Genomic DNA, 17,116 nt, shown 5'->3' with positions numbered 1-17,116 from the left:
AACGACCTCTGATTCAGAGTCATGTTCGAAGGTTTATCTACGTTGTTTCCCGCGCAGCCGTGAACAGAGGCGCAGGTATGAGGATCAGCGATTTTCTCGTAAGAGAACTCGGCCGCCGTCAGGTCGTGCTGTTCTTCCTGCTCGCCACGCTGCTGTACATCCTGCCGCTGATCCTCGCCGATTTCCCCTACATCGACGACAACTGGCGCACCCTCGCTGCCGGCAACGCCTGGGCGGGGCAGGGGCGGTTGTTCATGGATTGGCTGTATCAGGCGCTGAGCTTCACCGGCGCTGCGCCGAATATTTTTCCACTGCCGCTGTTGCTCGCCACCGTAGCGATGTCGTTCGCTCTGACCCGGCTGACCTTCCACTATTTTCCCGAACCGACGCTGGCCTGTTGTCTGGTGCCGTTGCCGCTCTGGTACAACCCGTTCCTGTTGCAGAACCTGTCCTATCAATACGACGGCTCCGGCATGGCCCTGAGCCTGGTCGCGGTGATTTATGCAATCACCTTTTGCGGCGCTTCACGCATTCAGCGATGGCTGGTGCCATCGGTGTTGCTGGCGCTGGCGATCGGGTTCTATCAGATCAGCCTGAATGTGTTTCTCGGGTTGTGCTTCTTGGATTTGCTCAGGAATGTTCACCGGCGAGTGCCGTGGGATGAACTCTGGCACCGGTCGGGCTGGCGGCTGGCGCAACTGCTGCTGGCAGTGTCGATCTACAGCGTCACGGCTTATCCATTCACTGACGCCGGACGCACGCAATTGCTGAATGCGAGCGCCGATCCGTTGCTGCAGATCGGTATCAATATCGGTCGGGCGATGGAGAAGGTTGCGCTGCTGTTTCACGGCGGGTACACGGTAGTTTTTATTGTTTTGGTGCTGTGCGCCGTGTTCGGCGCCGTGCAATTGGGGCGGCAGATTCGCGAGCGCAAAATGTCCCGCGCCAAGGACTTGCTCCTGAGCTTCAGCTGCCTGCTGGCATTGCCGCTGATTGTGCTGCTGGTGCCGGGCATGACGCTGCTGTTTCGCGATTTCAACGAAGGCGCGCGCACCTTGATGGGGTTCGGCGTATTGCTGATGTCGCTGTTCTATCTGGCCCATCTGGGGTTGGCACCGTTACATCAGCGATTACTCCTGATGCTGGCGATTCCGCTTCTGGCCACGCTGTCGCTGTCCTTCGCTTATGGCCGGGTGCTGACGATGGAAAAAACCTTCGCCAACAATGCGCTCTACAGCCTCAGCCACGACATCTCATCCCATCGCGAACTGCGCGAAGCCAAACGGATTTATATCTCGGTGACGTACTCCGACCGCTGGCTCGCGGGGGCGCAGGGCACGTTCAAACGGCTGCCGGTGCTGCGCTACCTGCTGAACGTCGACTATTTCATGCTCGCCGAAAACCTGCCCTCGGCCGGTATCACCAACGTGGTTGCCGAGCGCGAACGTCGCAACGCGACCCATGTCGGTCTGATGGGCTATTCACCCTTGGTGGACAGCCTTTATTACCGGCTCTACTTGATCGGCGACTACGGCTTCATCGTCATGAAAGAGCCGCCCCACGGGCGGTTATTGCAATGGTGACCGTTGGTCAGAAACCAGCGCCTACCTGTAATTTCTGACAGTAGACCGCACCCGTACCTTGCCCTAGCGTGAAAGCTCCGCCCGTTGCAGTGATAGCAAGGATTGACGATGAGGATCTTGTGGAAAGGATTTCCCGCACAAACGGCAATCGGTCTCGCCGGCACGCTGATCCACTGGCAGATTTTCTTTGTGCTGAACAGCGCGGTTCAGCTCGATCAGGCGGCAAGCAACTTCGCTGCGTTTTGCATCGCCGCATCCTTCGCGTTTTACATGAACGCGCTCTACACGTTCGAGACCGGAACGTCGGTGCTGGCGTACCTGATGTTTATCGGAGTAATGGGGGCGTTGAGCTATGGCACAGGCGTGATCGCCGATGCATGGAGTCTGCCGGGACTGGTGACGGTGTCGGTGTTTTCACTGGTGGATCTGTTGCTGGGGTACTGCTTTTTCCGGTTTGTGTTGTTTCGTGGGCGTCAGGCATGAAAAGCCTTGCGAGTGTTGCCGCCTCCGCCGGGTTCACTTCCTTGAGGATCGACAGACTGGCCCTTCTGGCGGTTGTATCCCTCGCCCTGTTCGTCCGGTTCTACGCCATTGATGTGCCGAGTATCTGGTATGACGAGGCCTACAGTCTGTTACTGGCCCGAGAAACACCGACACGCATCTGGGCATTGACGGCGCTGGATGTGCATCCGCCGCTTTATTACGTCCTGCTGCATTACTGGGTGCTGCTGTGGGGCGAAGGAGCGCTGCCGGCCCGTGCGCTGAGTGCACTGGCGGATGTCGGGACGTTGCTGCTGAGTATCAAGTTGATGAGCCTGATTGCCACACGCCGGGCGGTGTGGATGGCTGCATTGCTGTTGGCTTTATCGCCGGTTTCAGTTCGTTACAGTCAGGAAGTGCGGATGTATACCTTGCTGGGGTTCTGGTTGATGGGCGCTACGGTGGCGTTGGTGTGTTGGGCCAGGAGGCCGGAGCAAACCAGGTTCGCGGCTTTGTATGTGTTGTTGATGACTACAGCGTTTTATACCCACTACTTCGCGGGTTTGTGCATGTTGGTGCATTGGCTGTTTTGGTGGCAAAGCGGAGTGCAGCGCTACGCAACGAGAATGGCGGGAGAGCAATGGTTAGTCGCGAATGTCGCCATCGTTTTTCTATATTTGCCCTGGATACCTCACCTCTTGTCGCAGCTTGCGCTCAACGAGGGCTTGGGATGGATCGAGCCTGTGACCCTACAGGGGGCAATGACATTGGTCTGGCAGTTCACCGTAATGGGGGACGGCATCTCCCAACCGAGTCTATGGCATCTGATGCCACTTGCTCTGGTGGTGTTGTGTGCCGCGACAGCCATTATCAATAACGAGGGTGAGCGACGATACAGTGTTCTGTTGGTGGGCTATTTCTTTATCCCGCTGGTTGCTGTTTACCTGATCTCTTTGTTTCTACCGTTGCTTGTACCACGATATCTGGTTTTTACCGCGCCAGCTCTGCCGATGATTGCGGCGCTCGCTTTGGACATCTGGTGGCCGCGTCGTTTTATGTTGGCGAGTGCGGCATTGCCGCTTTTCGTCTTTGCGCAATTGCATGGGCTGAGTACGGTGTATTGGCAAACAGATGGGTTGAATGGAACCGAGAGACGCAGAGACACCCAGTTTTCTCAGTTGATGGCGCAATTGAATCAAAAAGCTCGCCCGGGAGACGAAATCGTAGTAACCAACGCTTTTTGGTACCCGACATTTGCTTATTTCAACGTCACCGGCATCGCTCCCAGGTTTGAGATCTCATCGATGGATGGCTTCTTGAAACTCACCCGTCGCAACGCCTTGAGCCTGATTCAGGATCCAGTAATGAATACCTATCTCGACGGCGTAACGATTCTGGATTGTCATAGCCAAAGGATCTGGTGGATCACAGACGCCGATTTACATGCTGACAGGCCGCTTTTCGCCAAGGGATGCACGCCCTCTATCACGATCCACGGCGCTCCCATTTCGGCTTATTTGTTTGCCCCGGATTCTGTGCCGGCATCCATGGACGCCGACATGCAATAAGCACTCAGGCAGCCACCCCATCCTGCGGCTCAAAACTGTCCGCCCGCGCCATCTGCCACATCCGCGAATAGAACTCGCCGTTCACTTCCCCGGTGAGCAATTCCCCTGGCTTCAGGAACACGTGCAACTGCGAGAACAGTTTGATTTCGGTCGCTGACATGCGCCGCACCAGATGCTTGGCCGACAGTTGCGACGGATGATCGAGGCCGGCGGCAGCGAGCATTTCCGCCAGTGCCTTGAGTGTATTGCGGTGGAAGTTGTAGACCCGCTGGGCCTTGTCCGGCACTACCAGCGCGCGCTGGCGCAGGGTGTCCTGGGTGGCGACGCCGGTCGGGCATTTGTTGGTGTGGCAGCTTTGCGACTGGATGCAGCCGATGGCGAACATGAAGCCGCGCGCCGAGTTGGCCCAGTCGGCACCGATGGCCAGCACGCTGGCGATGTCGAAGGCGCTGACGATCTTGCCGCTGGCGCCGAGTTTGATCTTGTCCCGCAGATTCAGGCCGACCAGCGTGTTGTGTACGAACAGCAGACCTTCGCGCATCGGTACGCCGATGTGGTCGGTGAACTCCACCGGCGCGGCGCCGGTCCCGCCTTCCTTGCCGTCGACCACGATGAAGTCCGGCAGGATGCCGGTTTCCAGCATGGCCTTGGCGATGCCCATGAACTCCCACGGATGACCGAGGCAGAACTTGAAGCCCACCGGTTTGCCGCCGGACAGTTCACGCAGTTGCTGGATGAAATGCATCATTTCGATCGGCGTGGAGAACGCGCTGTGGCGCGACGGCGAAATGCAGTCTTCGCCCATCAGGATGCCGCGGGTGTCGGCGATTTCCTGGGTCACTTTGTGCTTGGGCAGAATCCCGCCGTGACCGGGTTTGGCGCCCTGGCTCATCTTGATTTCGATCATCCGCACTTGCGGGGTCTGCGCCTGGGCGGCGAAGCGTTCCGGGTCGAAGCGGCCGTCGCTGGTGCGGCAGCCGAAATAGCCGCTGCCCAGTTCCCAGGTCAGGTCGCCGCCATGTTCGCGGTGATACGGGCTGATGCTGCCTTCGCCGGTGTCGTGGGCGAAGTTGCCGAGTTTCGCACCCTGGTTCAGCGCGCGGATAGCGTTGGCACTGAGGGAGCCAAAACTCATGGCCGAGATGTTGAACACCGACGCCGAGTACGGCTGGGTGCACTGCGGGCCACCGACGGTGACGCGGAAACTGCTCGGGTCGCTCAACGGCGCCGGACGCATCGAGTGGCCGATGAATTCGAAGCCGGACTGATAGACATCGATCAGGGTGCCGAACGGCTTGTCGGCGGTTTCATTCTTGGCCCGCGAGTACACCAGCGAACGCTGGGCACGAGAGAAGGGCAGGGCGTCGCTGTCGGATTCCAGCAGGTACTGGCGGATCTCCGGGCGGATGCCTTCGACCAGATAACGGATGTTGCCCAGGATCGGATAGTTGCGGCGCACCGCGTGTGGGCTTTGCAGCAGGTCGAACAGACCGATCAGGCTCAATACGCCGGTGACGGCGGTGATCGGCCACAGCCAGTCGTGTTCGAGAAAGGGCAGGCTGGCGAGGGTGAACATCACGCAGACGGCAAAGAAGGCGTAGCGGCTCAGGAGTGACAGGCTCATACGGTTTCCTTGGTTCGGACGGTTTTTTTTTGCGGCAGTCAGGCGTTCTGCGCCTGCAGAAAGATCGAAAACAGCTCCGACTGGGATTTGATCCCCAGCTTGCTGTACATGTGTTTCTTATGGACTTTCACGGTTTCAACAGAGATTTCCAGCTTACGGGCGATTTCTTTACTGGAGCAACCGCTGAGCATCAGGCGCCCGACGTCCAGTTCCCGGGCGGTCAGTTGCGCGCCCTTGAGCTGCTGCACCGACGCTTCGAGCTGCACCCGCCAGTCCGGTTGCGCAGGCGCCGGAGCCAATGCCACGGTTTCGTTGATTTCATAGGGCAGGCGCTGGCGCAACAGGCCGAGCACCCACGGCTGGATCAATGACAACAGGGCAATCTGCTCGCCGGTGAAGCGCTGCTGGCTGCCCAGCGACAGGCACAACGTACGGTCGCCCTCGAGCTGGCAATTGAACTGGATTTCGTCGGCCACCACATTCAGACGAAAGTATCGCTGGTAATACTCGGTCAGTTCGAAGTGCTCCGGCGCGACCTCCGACAGGCGATACAACCCGGTGCGCGACTGCTCGCGGCAGGCGATGTAGAACGGGTCGAGCAGGTACAGACCGCGCAGGTAATCCTGAAACAGCTGATCGGGACTGCCGTCTGCGCCGGGGCATTCGGCGAACACCTGCGGGTGGCGGTCGGCGCTGAACAGCAGCGCCACCCAGCTATCGAACGGCACGTACTGGTCGAGCAGGCGTACCAGTTGCGCCCAGAAATTCGGCTTGTCGAGGGCGTCGATCAACTGTCCGACGGCGCGGTGCCAGGTGATGTCGTCAAACGAAAGAGTCATGCCTCTACCCCTATCGGGTTACCCCGGCCGCGTAATTCCCTGGCCGGTCGAATGCGAAGCATACTGGCCCACAGACAGCCGCCGGGCAATCTTTCGGCACCCGGCGCCCATAATAAGGACTGCCCATGAAAGTCGAACTCGCCCAACTGGCGGGCCGTGACAAAGACACGGCGTACAACCTCGAACGCGCCCTCGCGGCGATTGCTGCATGCCCGGCCGACACGCAACTGATCGTGTTCCCCGAGACCCACCTGATGGGCTTCCCGACCGCCGCCACCGTGGCGCAGATCGCCGAGCCGGTAGACGGCCCGACCGTCAGCGCCGTGCAGGCTGCCGCCCGCGAACGCAACCTCGCCGTGGTGATCGGCATGGCCGAGAACGACAACGGCCGCTTCTACAACACCACGCTGCTGATCACCCCTGAAGGCATCGCCCTGAAATACCGCAAGACCCATCTCTGGGCCTCGGATCGCGGTGTGTTCGAGGCAGGCGACCGTTACGCCACCTGCCTGTGGAACGGTGTGCGGGTCGGTCTGCTGATCTGCTACGACATCGAGTTCCCGGAATCGGCCCGGGCCGTGGCGCAACTGGGCGCGGAGTTGTTGATCGTGACCAACGGCAACATGGACCCGTACGGCCCGACCCACCGCACCGCGATCATGGCTAGGGCCCAGGAAAACCAGGCGTTTGCGCTGATGGTCAATCGGGTGGAAGCCGGGGATGACGGGTTGATGTTTGCCGGCGGCAGTGCGCTGGTGGATCCGCTGGGCACGCTGCTGTTCGAGGCCGGGCGTGAGGAGGGGCGGTTCAGTGTCGAGCTGGATTTCGCTCAGCTGGAGCTGGCGCGCAAGGATTATCGGTATCTGGATGATCAGCGGTTGAGGTTGCCGGGGGAGGTGGTGGAGCGGGATGGCGGTGTTCGGGAGTTGCTTATTCCACACCGTTGAACCCCAGCCCTCACCCTAACCCTCCCGAAACGTCGGACCGCCCGGAGGGAGAGGGGACTGACCGAGGTGTTCTCTCAAGTTACGCCGACCTGAAATACCCAGTCGAACTCAGGTCTTGAAAAGCATGGAGATCGGCTCCCTTTCCCCCTCGCCCCCTTGGGGGCGGTCCGACGTTTCGGGAGGGCTGGGGTGAGGGGGTAAGGATCTCCAGTCGAACAAAAAAACAAGCAACGCCCGAAACATTCGCCGAACTCGGCCTCTGCCATAAATCCAATAAAATCCGGAGTAAGTCGCCCATGGCTCGTTTGCAACGCACCCTTTCGCTAGGGTCGGTGGTGCTGTTCGGCATCGCCTACATGACGCCGATCATTGTCCTCGGCACATTCGGCATCCTCGCCCAATCCACCGCCGGCATGGTGCCCGCCGCGTATCTGGCGGCGCTGGTGGCGATGTTCTTCACCGCCATGAGCTACGGGCGCATGGCCGCCGCATTCCCGGTGGCCGGCTCGGCCTACAGCTATGTGCGCAAGGCCATCAGCCCGAAACTCGGCTTCATCGCCGGTTGGGCGGTGCTGCTCGATTATCTGTTTCTGCCGATGGCGATCTGGCTGATCGGCGCCGCGTACCTCGCGTCGGCGTTCCCGTCGATTCCGCAGTGGATCTGGGTGCTGGTATTCATCGGCATCACCAGCGCGATCAACATCATCGGCCTGAAACTGGCCAACGGCATCAACGCCTTGCTGATGCTGGTGCAATTCCTGGTGCTGATCGCCTTCGTCGCGCTGTGCGTGCATTACGTTGGTGGTGATGCCAGCACGCCGCTGTGGTCGATCAAACCGTTCTTCAACGGCGACATGCAGATGCCGCTGATCATGAGCGGCGCGGCCATTGCCTGCTACTCGTTCCTTGGCTTCGATGCAGTCAGCACGCTCACCGAAGAAACCCGCGATCCGCGCCGCACCATCCCTCGGGCAATCATGTTGATCACCCTCATCGGCGGGCTGATTTTCGTCGGTGTCTCGTACTTCGTGCAGGTCGCCCATCCGTCGTTCCAGTTCGACAGCGTCGACTCGGCGGCTTACGAAATTGCGCGCAACATCGGCGGCGATCTGTTCGTGTCGATCTTCCTGATTGGTCTGATCGTCGGTCAGTTCGCCTCGGGCCTGTCGGCGCAGGCCAGCGGTTCGCGACTGTTGTTTGCGATGGGCCGTGACGGCGTGTTGCCGAAGTCGTTTTTCGGCACCTTGCACGAGCGCTTCGGTACGCCGGTCAACAGCATCCTGCTGTGCGCCGTTGTCGCGTTGCTGGCGCTGAAACTCGACGTGACCACCTCGACCTCGTTCATCAACTTCGGCGCGTTCCTGGCGTTCAGTCTGGTCAATCTTTCGGTGATTTTTCACTACTGGATCGGCGGCGAGAAAAAAGGCCTGCGCGAACTGGTTCTGTTCCTGGTCTTCCCGTTCATCGGTCTGCTGGCGGACTTGTGGCTGATGGTCAGCCTCGATCACCTGGCGGTGTATCTGGGCCTGAGTTGGCTGGCGATTGGTGTGCTGTATCTGGCGGTGCTGACCGGTGGCTTCCGTCGCCAACCACCGGAGATGGACTTTCAGGAAGCGGCCTGATCAGGCATCAGGCCGCCGGCCGGGTTTGGCGCAACGGCAGTTGCACGCGGAACGTCGTACCGAATCCCGGTTTGCTGCTGACGGAAATGTCACCGCCGTGTTTTTTCACGATGCCATACGACAGGGACAGGCCCAGGCCCGTCCCCTGGCCGACCGGTTTGGTGGTGAAGAACGGGTCGAAGATCTTTTGCAGGGTTTCGGGTGCAATACCCGAGCCCGTATCGGCGACTTCGATGACTGCCGATTCTCCCTGCACGCCAGTGCGCAGGGTGATGGTGCCGCGCTCCGGGCCCATTGCCTGCGCCGCGTTGACCACCAGGTTCATGATGACCTGATTGATTTGCGAGGGCAGGCATTCGATGTCCGGCAGATCCTGATATTCCTTGATCACATCGGCCTTGTACTTGAGCTCGCTGGCGACAATGTTCAGGGTCGATTCGATGCCCTGTTGCAGATTGGCCCACTGCCATTCCTGATGGCTGTCGACCCGGGAGAAATCCTTCAGGTCCCTGACGATCTGGCCGACCCGAGCGATGCCTTCCTTGGATTCCCTGATCAGCACCGGAATGTCTTCGAGCAGAAAATCCAGTTCGAGGTCCTCGCGCAATTGCTGCAACTGCCCAGCCAGTTCGGCGGGCAGAGTTTGCCCGGCGGTGTGATAGGCGCCGAGCATGGCCAGCAGTTGCTGGAAATAGCCGTCGAGCGTGCCGAGGTTGGAGGAAATGAAACCGATCGGATTGTTGATTTCATGGGCGACGCCAGCGGCCAGTTGCCCCAGCGAAGCGAGCTTCTCCGATTGCACCAACTGGCCTTCCAGCTGTTTGCGTTCGTCGATTTCCCGCTGCAAGGCTTCGCTGGCCTGCTTGAACTGGGCGGTACGCTGATCCACCAGATGTTCCAGGTGATGCATTTGCAGCGACGCGCGCTCGGTCATCTGCCATTTGGTCAGAAGGGTGTTGGCCATCTGCTGGACTTCGATGTTGTCGAAGGGTTTTTTCAGAATCAGCAGCCGGTCATGGGCGTGCAGACGATCCAGCAATTCGTCCCAGGAATAGTCGGAATAGGCGGTACAGACCACCACCTGCAACTGCGGATCCTGCTGCCACAGCGCTTCGATGGTTTGCGCCCCGTCCCAGCCGTCGGGCATGCGCATGTCGACGAACGCCAGGGCGTAGGGACATTGTTCCTGCAAGGCCAGGTTGAGTTTGGCCAGGCCTTCTTCCCCTCCGTAGGCCGAGTCCAGTTCGAAAACCGCTCGCCGGGGTCTGGCGGTTTCGCCGAACAGCGCGGCTTCCATTTCGTCCATCTCTGCCGACTGCGCTGAAGCCGGGGCAAGGATCTTGCGAAAGTCTTCGTGGATCGACGGCATGTCATCGATCAGCAGAATGCGGCGGTTCGACAATTCGCTCATGCGTTCTCCGTTACCGCGATCAGCGGAATCTGCAAGGTGAACAGGGCGCCCTGGCCAGGTCCGTCGCTGTGGGCCGTGAGGTGGCCGTTCATCTCGATGGCCGCCAGGGCGCAACTGTGCAGGCCGAAGCCGTGGCCCTCTTTGCGGGTGGTGAAACCGTGGGCAAAGATCCGCGTCATGTTTTCCGGGGCGATACCTTCGCCATCGTCCTTGACGCTGATTTCCAGATAATTCCCGTCGACGATTTTTACGCCCAGGGTGATGGTGCGCGGGCGGTTGCTGAGGTCGGACATCGCGTATTTGGCGTTGCTGATCAGGTTGATCAGGATCAGCAGCAAACGGTGTTTGTCACCCATCACCTGCGGCACTTCGGCGTAGTCCTTGACCACTGTGACGTGGTGCCGGGTCAGGGCTCCGGCGTTCATGCGCAGGGCGTCTTCGAGCAGTTCGCTGATGTACAGCGGCTCGGTCAGGCTGCTGGCCCCGGCATAGGATTGCTGGGTGGCGACGATGTCCTTGATGTGATCGACACTTTTGTTCATCTGGTTCAGTTCGTCGACCATTTCCTGCTGTTCCTGGGCGATGGCAACGACCAGTTGATTGAGATAACCGGGCAGCAATTTGCCCTTGGGGTCTTCGCTGAGGAACTGGCCGAGGTCGTCGGGGTGTTCGTTGATCAGCTGCATGGCCTTGCCCAGCCCCAGGGTCTTGCTGTTGCGTAACTTGCGCGCGATCAGGTCGGAGGAAATGTTCACGCTGTTGAGCACGTTGCCGACGTTGTGCAGCACGTTGGTCGCGATCTCGGCCATGCCGGCCTGGCGTGCGGCGTCGAGCAGTTCGCTCTGGGCGTTCTTGAGCTCCCGGGTGCGCTCGTCGACCCGTTGCTCCAGCACATCGTTGGCGGTTTGCAGGGCTGCGTTGACCCGGTTGATCTCGGCGAAACTGCGGATCAGACGGATGGCCAGCCACAGCAGCGACAGCATCAGCAGGACCGAGAACAGCAGCAGATAGAAGTGATATTTCCTGTCGATTTTTTCGACCCGCTGCTGATCCCGGTTGAGCATGTTGGTGATGTTGTCCAGGCGCTCGGCCACCGGAACCGCCTCAATCTCCTCGAGCAAGCGGTTGACGATCGGCTGCTCGCGCAGGATCAGGCTGATGTGATTGCTCAGGATCCTGATCGGGGCTTGAAAGTCCTGGGGCAGGCGTTGCGCGTTCACCGCCAGTTTGTTCAGGCCCAGGACGATATCGGCGGCCTTGTCGTCGGAGGTGACCTGAGAGAACTCCAGTGCGCTGAGCAGCAGGTCATAGGTATCGGTGGCGATGTTCTGCACCTGAATCTTGTCGAGATCGGACAGGCCGGCCAGTTGTGCCTGAATGTCATCTTCGGCGGTCGGCAGGAACGCCAGAGAGTTGCGCAGCAAGGCGTTGTGCGACTTGAACTGCTCCACCAGCCGGGTCTTTTCCTGCATCGCCTTGAGAAAACTCTCGTGGGCTTCGTCCCATTGTGTCGAGTCGTTGCGCCCGTGGCCGGACTCCATGGTGTCGAAGCGTTCCCACAGGCGGTTCATCTCGCTCATCGGCGAGACCAGCGGGTCGTAATTGTGGGAGATCGCCACCCGCGCCTTGAGGATTTCGTTTTCCCACAGCGAGTCCTGCTGCTTGATCTGGCGGATCAGGTCCCGGGACTCGGTGTAGGCCGTCGTCTGCTCGGTGCTGGACTTGAGGTAGAGAAACACCAGGATCGAGGCCAGCAGCACGGCGACGAGCCCGATCAACATCAGGCTGACACGGCGTGAAACCTTCATCATGGCTGGCCCTCCGGATGGCCGGTCAGGGTCTTGAGAAACAGGATGATCAGGGTCTTGTCTTCTTCGCTCGGCATGCGCCCCAACTGATACTGGAACATCACGTCCACGGCCCGTTCGAGGGTGGGCGCCGAGCCGTCATGGAAGTACGGTGCGGTCAGCGCGACATTACGCAGGCTCGGCACCTTGAACACGGCGCGGTCGTCTTCGTCGCCGGTCACGTTGAAACGGCCCTGGTCGGCCACCGTCGGGTTACCGCGATCGGCGATGTAGTCGCCGAACACGCCAAATTTCTGGAACATGTTGCCGCCAATGTTGACGCCCTGATGGCAGGCAATGCAGCCGTACTCCTTGAAACGCTGATAGCCGTATTTTTCTTCGAGGGTCAGGATATCGGTATTGCCCAGCAGGTACTGATCGAAACGGGAGTCGGGGGTCAGCAGCGTGCGCTCATAGGTGGCCAGCGCATTCTGGATATTGGCCCGGCTCACGGCATCGGGGTAGGCGGCACGAAAGCTCTGACCATAGGCTGCGTCGTCAGCGATCCGTTGCACGACGGTGTTCCAGTCGCTGCCCATTTCGTGGGGGCTGGTGATCACGACGTTGCTTTGTTCTTCCAGGGTTTCGACGCGGCCATCCCAGAACTGGCGGAAATTGAGGCTGGCGTTGAATACGGTTGGTGTGTTGACCGCCACCGGTTGCCCATCGAAGCCGTTGGAGAAGGCGCGGGTGTCGGCGCCGCTTTTATCCAGTTGATGGCAGCTGGCGCAGGACAGCGTGTTATTGATCGACAATCGCGGGTCATGGAACAACTGGCGCCCGAGCTCGACCCGCCTGGCATCCAGGTGCGGCTTTGGCGGCAAGGGTTTCAGCGGCTCGTCCAGCGGTGCGGCGATGGCATTTGCGCACAGACCGAGCAGTAGAACCAACGACCCCGGGCGATTCATGAAACACCCCACGTGCCAGGTTGAGCAGACTCCAGCAAACGGGCGAAGGCCTCTGCCGGCAAGGCCTTGCTGAAATAGAAGCCCTGGCCTTCCTCGCAGTGATGAGCTTTTAGAAATGCCAACTGATGCGCGGTTTCCACACCTTCGGCAATGACGTTGAGGTTCAGGCTCTTGCCCAGGCTGATGATCGCGCCGACCAGGGCGGCATCACCGCTGTCATGGCTCAGGCCGCGAATGAACGATTGATCGATTTTCAGCACATCGATGGGAAAACGGCGCAGATAGCTCAAGCTGGAATAACCGGTGCCGAAGTCATCGATGGCCAGCCGAACCCCCAGCGCCTTCAGCCTGCCCAGCGCGTTCATCGTCGCGTCGACGTTCTGCATCAGCACACCTTCGGTGATCTCCAGTTCCAGCAGACGAGGATCCAGCCCGGTCTGTGCCAGCACCTGTTCGATGCCCTCGACGAAGTGCCGCTGGCGAAAGTCGATGGCCGAGGTGTTGACCGACATGCGAATCGGCGGCAATCCCGCCTGTTGCCATTCACGGGTATGACGACAGGCCTCGGCCAGCACCCATTTGCTCAGCGGCACGATCAGGCCGCTGTCTTCGGCCACCGGGATGAACTCCGAGGGATAGACCCAGCCATGCCCCGGTTTCTGCCAGCGCACCAGTGCCTCGGCACCGACTACCCGGCCGCTGGCCAGCTCGATTTTCGGTTGGTAATGCAGGACGAATTCCTGGCGTTGCAGGGCCTGGCGAATGCCCGACTCGATGCTTTGCTGTTCCCGGGCGCGCTGGTTCATGGCTTCAATGAAGAAGCCGATTTCGTTCGGTCCGTTTTCCTTGGCGCTGCGCATGGCCGTTTCAGCTTTCTTGATCAGCTCGATGGCCTCGAGCCCGTCATCGGGGTAGAGGCTGATGCCCAGACTGGCCGTGACGCTCACGTCATGCCCGACGATTGTCTGTGGTGTGCGGATAGCGCTCAGTAGTTTCTCGGCGATGCTGCGCGACTGCTGCGGGTGATTGATGTCGCTGAGCATCACCACGAATTCGTCGGAGCCATAACGAAAAACCGAATCCGATTCGCGCACGCAGGCGAGCAATTGCTGGCCGACCCGTTTGAGCATCTCGTCGCCCGCTGGGTGGCCCAGGGCATTGTTGATGCGCTTGAAGCGATCAAGCCCGAGAAACATCACCACCAGTTGTTTGTCATGGCGCCGGCAGGCGGCCAGCGACTGAGTCAAACGGTCACCGAGCAAGGTGCTGTTGGGCAGGCCCGTGAGGCTGTCGTACTGCAACAGGTGCGAGACCTTGAGCAATTCATGCACGCGGGCTTCGATGGTCTGCTCGAGACTGAGCATCTTCAGCGCCGCGTCCTGGGCCAACTGCCATTTCCAGGTCAGGGCATTGGCCATCTGGCGGATTTCCAGGGTGTCGAATGGTTTTTTCAGGATCAGCAACTGATCGCCGAATTCCAGTCGTTCGGCCATGGCCTCCCAGCTGTAGTCGGAATAGGCGGTGCACAAGGCGATTTGCAGATTCGGATCGACCGCCCACAGTTTTTCGATGGTTTCCAGGCCGTCCCAACCGGGCGGCATGCGCATGTCGGTGAACGCGAGGGCATAAGGCCGGCCTTCTTCCACCGCATGCTGCACCAGTTTCAGCGCTTCCTGCCCCTGATAGGCGGAGTCGAGCTGGAACGTCAGGTGCGATGATTGCCGGGTGCCGAACAGCGTTTGCTCGAGCGTATCCAGGTCTGCTGCACCGCTGGTGTCCGGGGTCAGTATCTTGCGAAAGTCATCATGGATCGCCGGGGTATCGTCGACGATCAATATGCGCCGGTTGGTCTGGGGAAAAGGTGTTTTCATCCCTCATCCTCCCTGGGCAGCGGGGCAGTCGCGTTTCCGTCCTTCAGCAGGCGGGCTGCTTGCTCGGGGCTGACAGCTTCCCTGAAGCAAAGGCCTTGCACGTTTTTCAGCGGGGCCGAAGAGGTGAGGGCGTCATCCCGATCTGCGGGCTGGACGCCTTCGGCGCTGATGTCGATCGCCAGATCCCGGGCGAAATTGACGATCGCTCGCAGGGTATTGGCGCTGCCTTCATCCTGGGCTGCACTGTCGATCAGGGATTGGGCGAGTTTGAGGTGATTGACCCGGTAGGTTTTCAGGTAATCGAACGATGAGTATTCGGTGCCGAAATCGTCGATGGCGATCTTTACCCCAAGCTCACTGAGGCGCGGCAGCACATCGTTGTGGGTCCATTTGGTCTGGGCCAGGGTCGCTTCGGTGACATCGAAACGCAGATCCCACGGTGCCAGTTCCCAGCGGGCGGTGGTGCGCAGCACGTCATAGATGAGTTCCGGGCCGCTCTTGAGTTGCGCCAGGGAAATCCTGATCGCCATCACTGGAGGCGCCACTCCCTCGTTTTGCCACTGGCGCATCTGCCAGCAGGCGTGATCCAGTATCCAGCGACCGAGCGGGATGATTGCACCGGTCTTTTCCGCTGCCGGTACGAAGGCCGACGCTGGCAGCAGACCAAGCCTGGGATGTTGCCATTTGACCTGCGCGGCCATGCCGAGAATCTTGCCGCTGTGCATGTCCACTTCCGGCGTGTAGTCGAGCTTCAGTCCTCCCTGAGTCAGGGCGGTCATCAATTCCTCGGCCAGGGCCATGCGCTCGGCGACTTCGCGAGTGATTTGCTCGGAATGGAACTGGTACTGATTACGGCCCGTTTCCTTGGCGCGGTACAGCGCCATGTCGGCGCCGGCCAGCAGACTGTCGGCATCCAGACTGTTGGCGCGGTACAGGCAGATGCCGATACTGACGGAAATGCGCAAGGCATTGCCTGCCAGTTGGTAGGGCTCCAGAAGCGCATCGCGGATCTTGGTCGCGATGGCAGCAGATTGGGTCGGGTCGCTGACGTCCAGTTGCAGGATCGCGAACTCGTCTCCGCCCAGACGTGCGACCACGTCATTTTCCCGTACATTGGATTTGATCCGTTGCGCCACTGCCTGCAACAACAGATCGCCGACCGGATGGCCGAGGGTGTCGTTGATCCGCTTGAAGTGATCCAGATCCAGGTAAAACACCGCAAAAGGTGCCGCTCCCCGACGCGCGGCGGCGAAGGCCTGATGCAGACGCTCGATCAGCGTGGCGCGATTGGCCAGTCCCGTGAGTCCGTCGGTGCGGGCCAGCAGGTTCATCTTTTCTTCGGCCAGCCGGCGTTCGGTGATGTCAAGAATGATCCCCTCGACTTCCAGCAGGCGGCCGTCGTGATCGCGCACCGGGATGTAGCGGTTTTCCACCCAGCGCCAGTCGCCCGCGCCGGTACGCAGGCGAAACTCGATGGAGGCGCCTTCGGCATGCCGATCGAGCACCCGGCCCATGGCGGTATCGACACTGAGCTGATCGTCCGGGTGAATCAGCGTCTGCGCCCAGTTGGCCGAACCCACCAGATCAGCCGCGACATGGCCGTAGCGGGTGATGTTGTGGGAGATGTACATCAGCGGAAACGACGGTTCACCGCGCAACCGGTAGAGGATGGTCGGACTGTTCTGCACGATGATGTTGGCGTCGGACAGTTCCCGGGTACGCTCCTGAACTGCCTGCTCCAGCAGGTTCATCTTCATGGCGGCGTCTTCGGTCATTTGCCACTTGACCGTCAGGGCGCTGGCCATCTGCCGGATTTCGATCGCGTCGAAGGGTTTTTTCAGGATCAGCAGGCGATCGGTCAGGGCCAGCCGCCGGTCGATGTCTTCCCACGAGTAATCGGAGTAGGCGGTGCACAGGGCCACCTGCAGCTTGGGATCGACCTGCCACAGCCGCTCGATGGTTTCCAGGCCATCCCAGCCCGGCGGCATGCGCATGTCGATGAAGGCCATGGCGTACGGGCGCCCGGCGGCGAGTGCGGCTTCGACTTTGTCCAGCGCTTCGCGGCCCTGATAGGCCGAGTCCAGTTCGAAACGGTCTTTCGGTGCGACGGGGGCGGAGGACGCATCGCCGAACAGCAGGCTTTCCGTTTCATCCAGGCTGTCGGCTTCAGCCGTGGCCGGTTTGAGGATCTTTGCGAAATCGTCATGGATCGACGCGGTATCGTCGACGATGAGCACGCGGCGGTTGGTGTGTCCGGGTTGCGCACTCACGACGCAATACCCGTGTGTTCACGCACATTCGTCATCGGGAGCATCCTTTTCCCCTCATCACATGCCTGCGCGCAGGCCGATGGTGTCGTCCAGCGACTTGAGCATAGTTGCAGGGGCGCAACTTCGCCTGTCGCGGTGTAACAGAG

12 protein-coding genes are annotated in these 17,116 nt (G+C 60.2%); 5 read left to right on the top strand and 7 right to left on the bottom strand.

The window, feature by feature from the left end; translation table 11 throughout:
• Positions 1–77 precede the first annotated feature (77 nt).
• The 3 genes from L6D74_RS22295 to L6D74_RS22285 all read left to right on the top strand — a co-directional run bounded on the left by L6D74_RS22295 (position 78) and on the right by L6D74_RS22285 (position 3,631).
• Complete coding sequence (locus tag L6D74_RS22295) at positions 78–1,583, top strand: glucosyltransferase domain-containing protein (protein ID WP_236190394.1); 1,506 nt, start codon at positions 78–80, stop codon at positions 1,581–1,583.
• 108 nt (positions 1,584–1,691) lie between these two features.
• Complete coding sequence (locus L6D74_RS22290; protein ID WP_236190393.1) at positions 1,692–2,066, top strand: GtrA family protein; 375 nt, start codon at positions 1,692–1,694, stop codon at positions 2,064–2,066.
• A complete protein-coding gene (locus L6D74_RS22285; RefSeq protein ID WP_236190391.1) occupies positions 2,063–3,631 on the top strand; it encodes a glycosyltransferase family 39 protein in 1,569 nt (522 codons plus the stop codon). The genes L6D74_RS22290 and L6D74_RS22285 overlap by 4 nt, the downstream gene beginning before the upstream one ends.
• Before the next feature lie 4 nt (positions 3,632–3,635).
• On the opposite strand, the gene L6D74_RS22280 is transcribed toward L6D74_RS22285, so the two are convergent.
• Together L6D74_RS22280 and L6D74_RS22275 are read right to left on the bottom strand one after the other, a co-directional pair.
• Entirely contained in the window at positions 3,636–5,255 is a 1,620-nt protein-coding gene (locus L6D74_RS22280; RefSeq protein ID WP_085647233.1) for an FMN-binding glutamate synthase family protein, read from the bottom strand.
• Between the two features lie 38 nt (positions 5,256–5,293).
• The gene (locus tag L6D74_RS22275; protein ID WP_011335770.1) at positions 5,294–6,094 is read right to left on the bottom strand and encodes a helix-turn-helix transcriptional regulator; all 801 of its coding nucleotides are present in this window, start codon (positions 6,092–6,094) and stop codon (positions 5,294–5,296) included.
• 125 nt (positions 6,095–6,219) lie between these two features.
• On the opposite strand from L6D74_RS22275, the gene L6D74_RS22270 reads away from it, so the two are divergent.
• Positions 6,220–7,041: a carbon-nitrogen hydrolase family protein gene (locus tag L6D74_RS22270; protein ID WP_236190390.1), complete on the top strand. Its 822-nt coding sequence runs from the start codon at positions 6,220–6,222 to the stop codon at positions 7,039–7,041.
• A 296-nt stretch (positions 7,042–7,337) separates the two neighbouring features.
• Positions 7,338–8,663, top strand: a complete 1,326-nt coding sequence (locus tag L6D74_RS22265) for an APC family permease (protein ID WP_236190389.1) — start codon at positions 7,338–7,340, stop codon at positions 8,661–8,663.
• Positions 8,664–8,670: 7 nt separating this feature from the next.
• Here the strand turns inward: L6D74_RS22265 and L6D74_RS22260 are convergent, their stop codons facing one another.
• Genes L6D74_RS22260 through L6D74_RS22240 form a run of 5 tightly spaced genes read right to left on the bottom strand, consistent with a single transcriptional unit; the run spans position 8,671 to position 16,970 of the window.
• Positions 8,671–10,074, bottom strand: a complete 1,404-nt coding sequence (locus L6D74_RS22260) for an ATP-binding protein (protein WP_236190388.1) — start codon at positions 10,072–10,074, stop codon at positions 8,671–8,673.
• Positions 10,071–11,885 (bottom strand): DAHL domain-containing protein, encoded by a 1,815-nt coding sequence (locus L6D74_RS22255; RefSeq protein WP_085610889.1) that lies wholly within the window; start codon positions 11,883–11,885, stop codon positions 10,071–10,073. The genes L6D74_RS22260 and L6D74_RS22255 overlap by 4 nt, the downstream gene beginning before the upstream one ends.
• Positions 11,882–12,829 carry a cytochrome-c peroxidase gene (locus tag L6D74_RS22250; RefSeq protein WP_236190387.1) on the bottom strand — a complete coding sequence of 316 codons (948 nt, stop codon included), beginning with the start codon at positions 12,827–12,829 and terminating at the stop codon, positions 11,882–11,884. Before L6D74_RS22250 ends, L6D74_RS22255 begins: the two co-directional genes overlap by 4 nt.
• A complete protein-coding gene (locus tag L6D74_RS22245) occupies positions 12,826–14,700 on the bottom strand; it encodes a putative bifunctional diguanylate cyclase/phosphodiesterase (RefSeq protein WP_236190386.1) in 1,875 nt (624 codons plus the stop codon). The genes L6D74_RS22250 and L6D74_RS22245 overlap by 4 nt, the downstream gene beginning before the upstream one ends.
• Entirely contained in the window at positions 14,697–16,970 is a 2,274-nt protein-coding gene (locus L6D74_RS22240; protein WP_236190385.1) for a GGDEF/EAL domain-containing response regulator, read from the bottom strand. The genes L6D74_RS22245 and L6D74_RS22240 overlap by 4 nt, the downstream gene beginning before the upstream one ends.
• Between the last annotated feature and the right edge of the window lie 146 nt (positions 16,971–17,116).

It is taken from the genome of Pseudomonas pharyngis (genome assembly GCF_021602345.1).
In the GTDB taxonomy this organism is placed as follows: domain Bacteria; phylum Pseudomonadota; class Gammaproteobacteria; order Pseudomonadales; family Pseudomonadaceae; genus Aquipseudomonas; species Aquipseudomonas pharyngis.
Note: the sequence above shows the minus strand (reverse complement) of the source record. Positions and strands in the feature narration are given on the sequence as shown.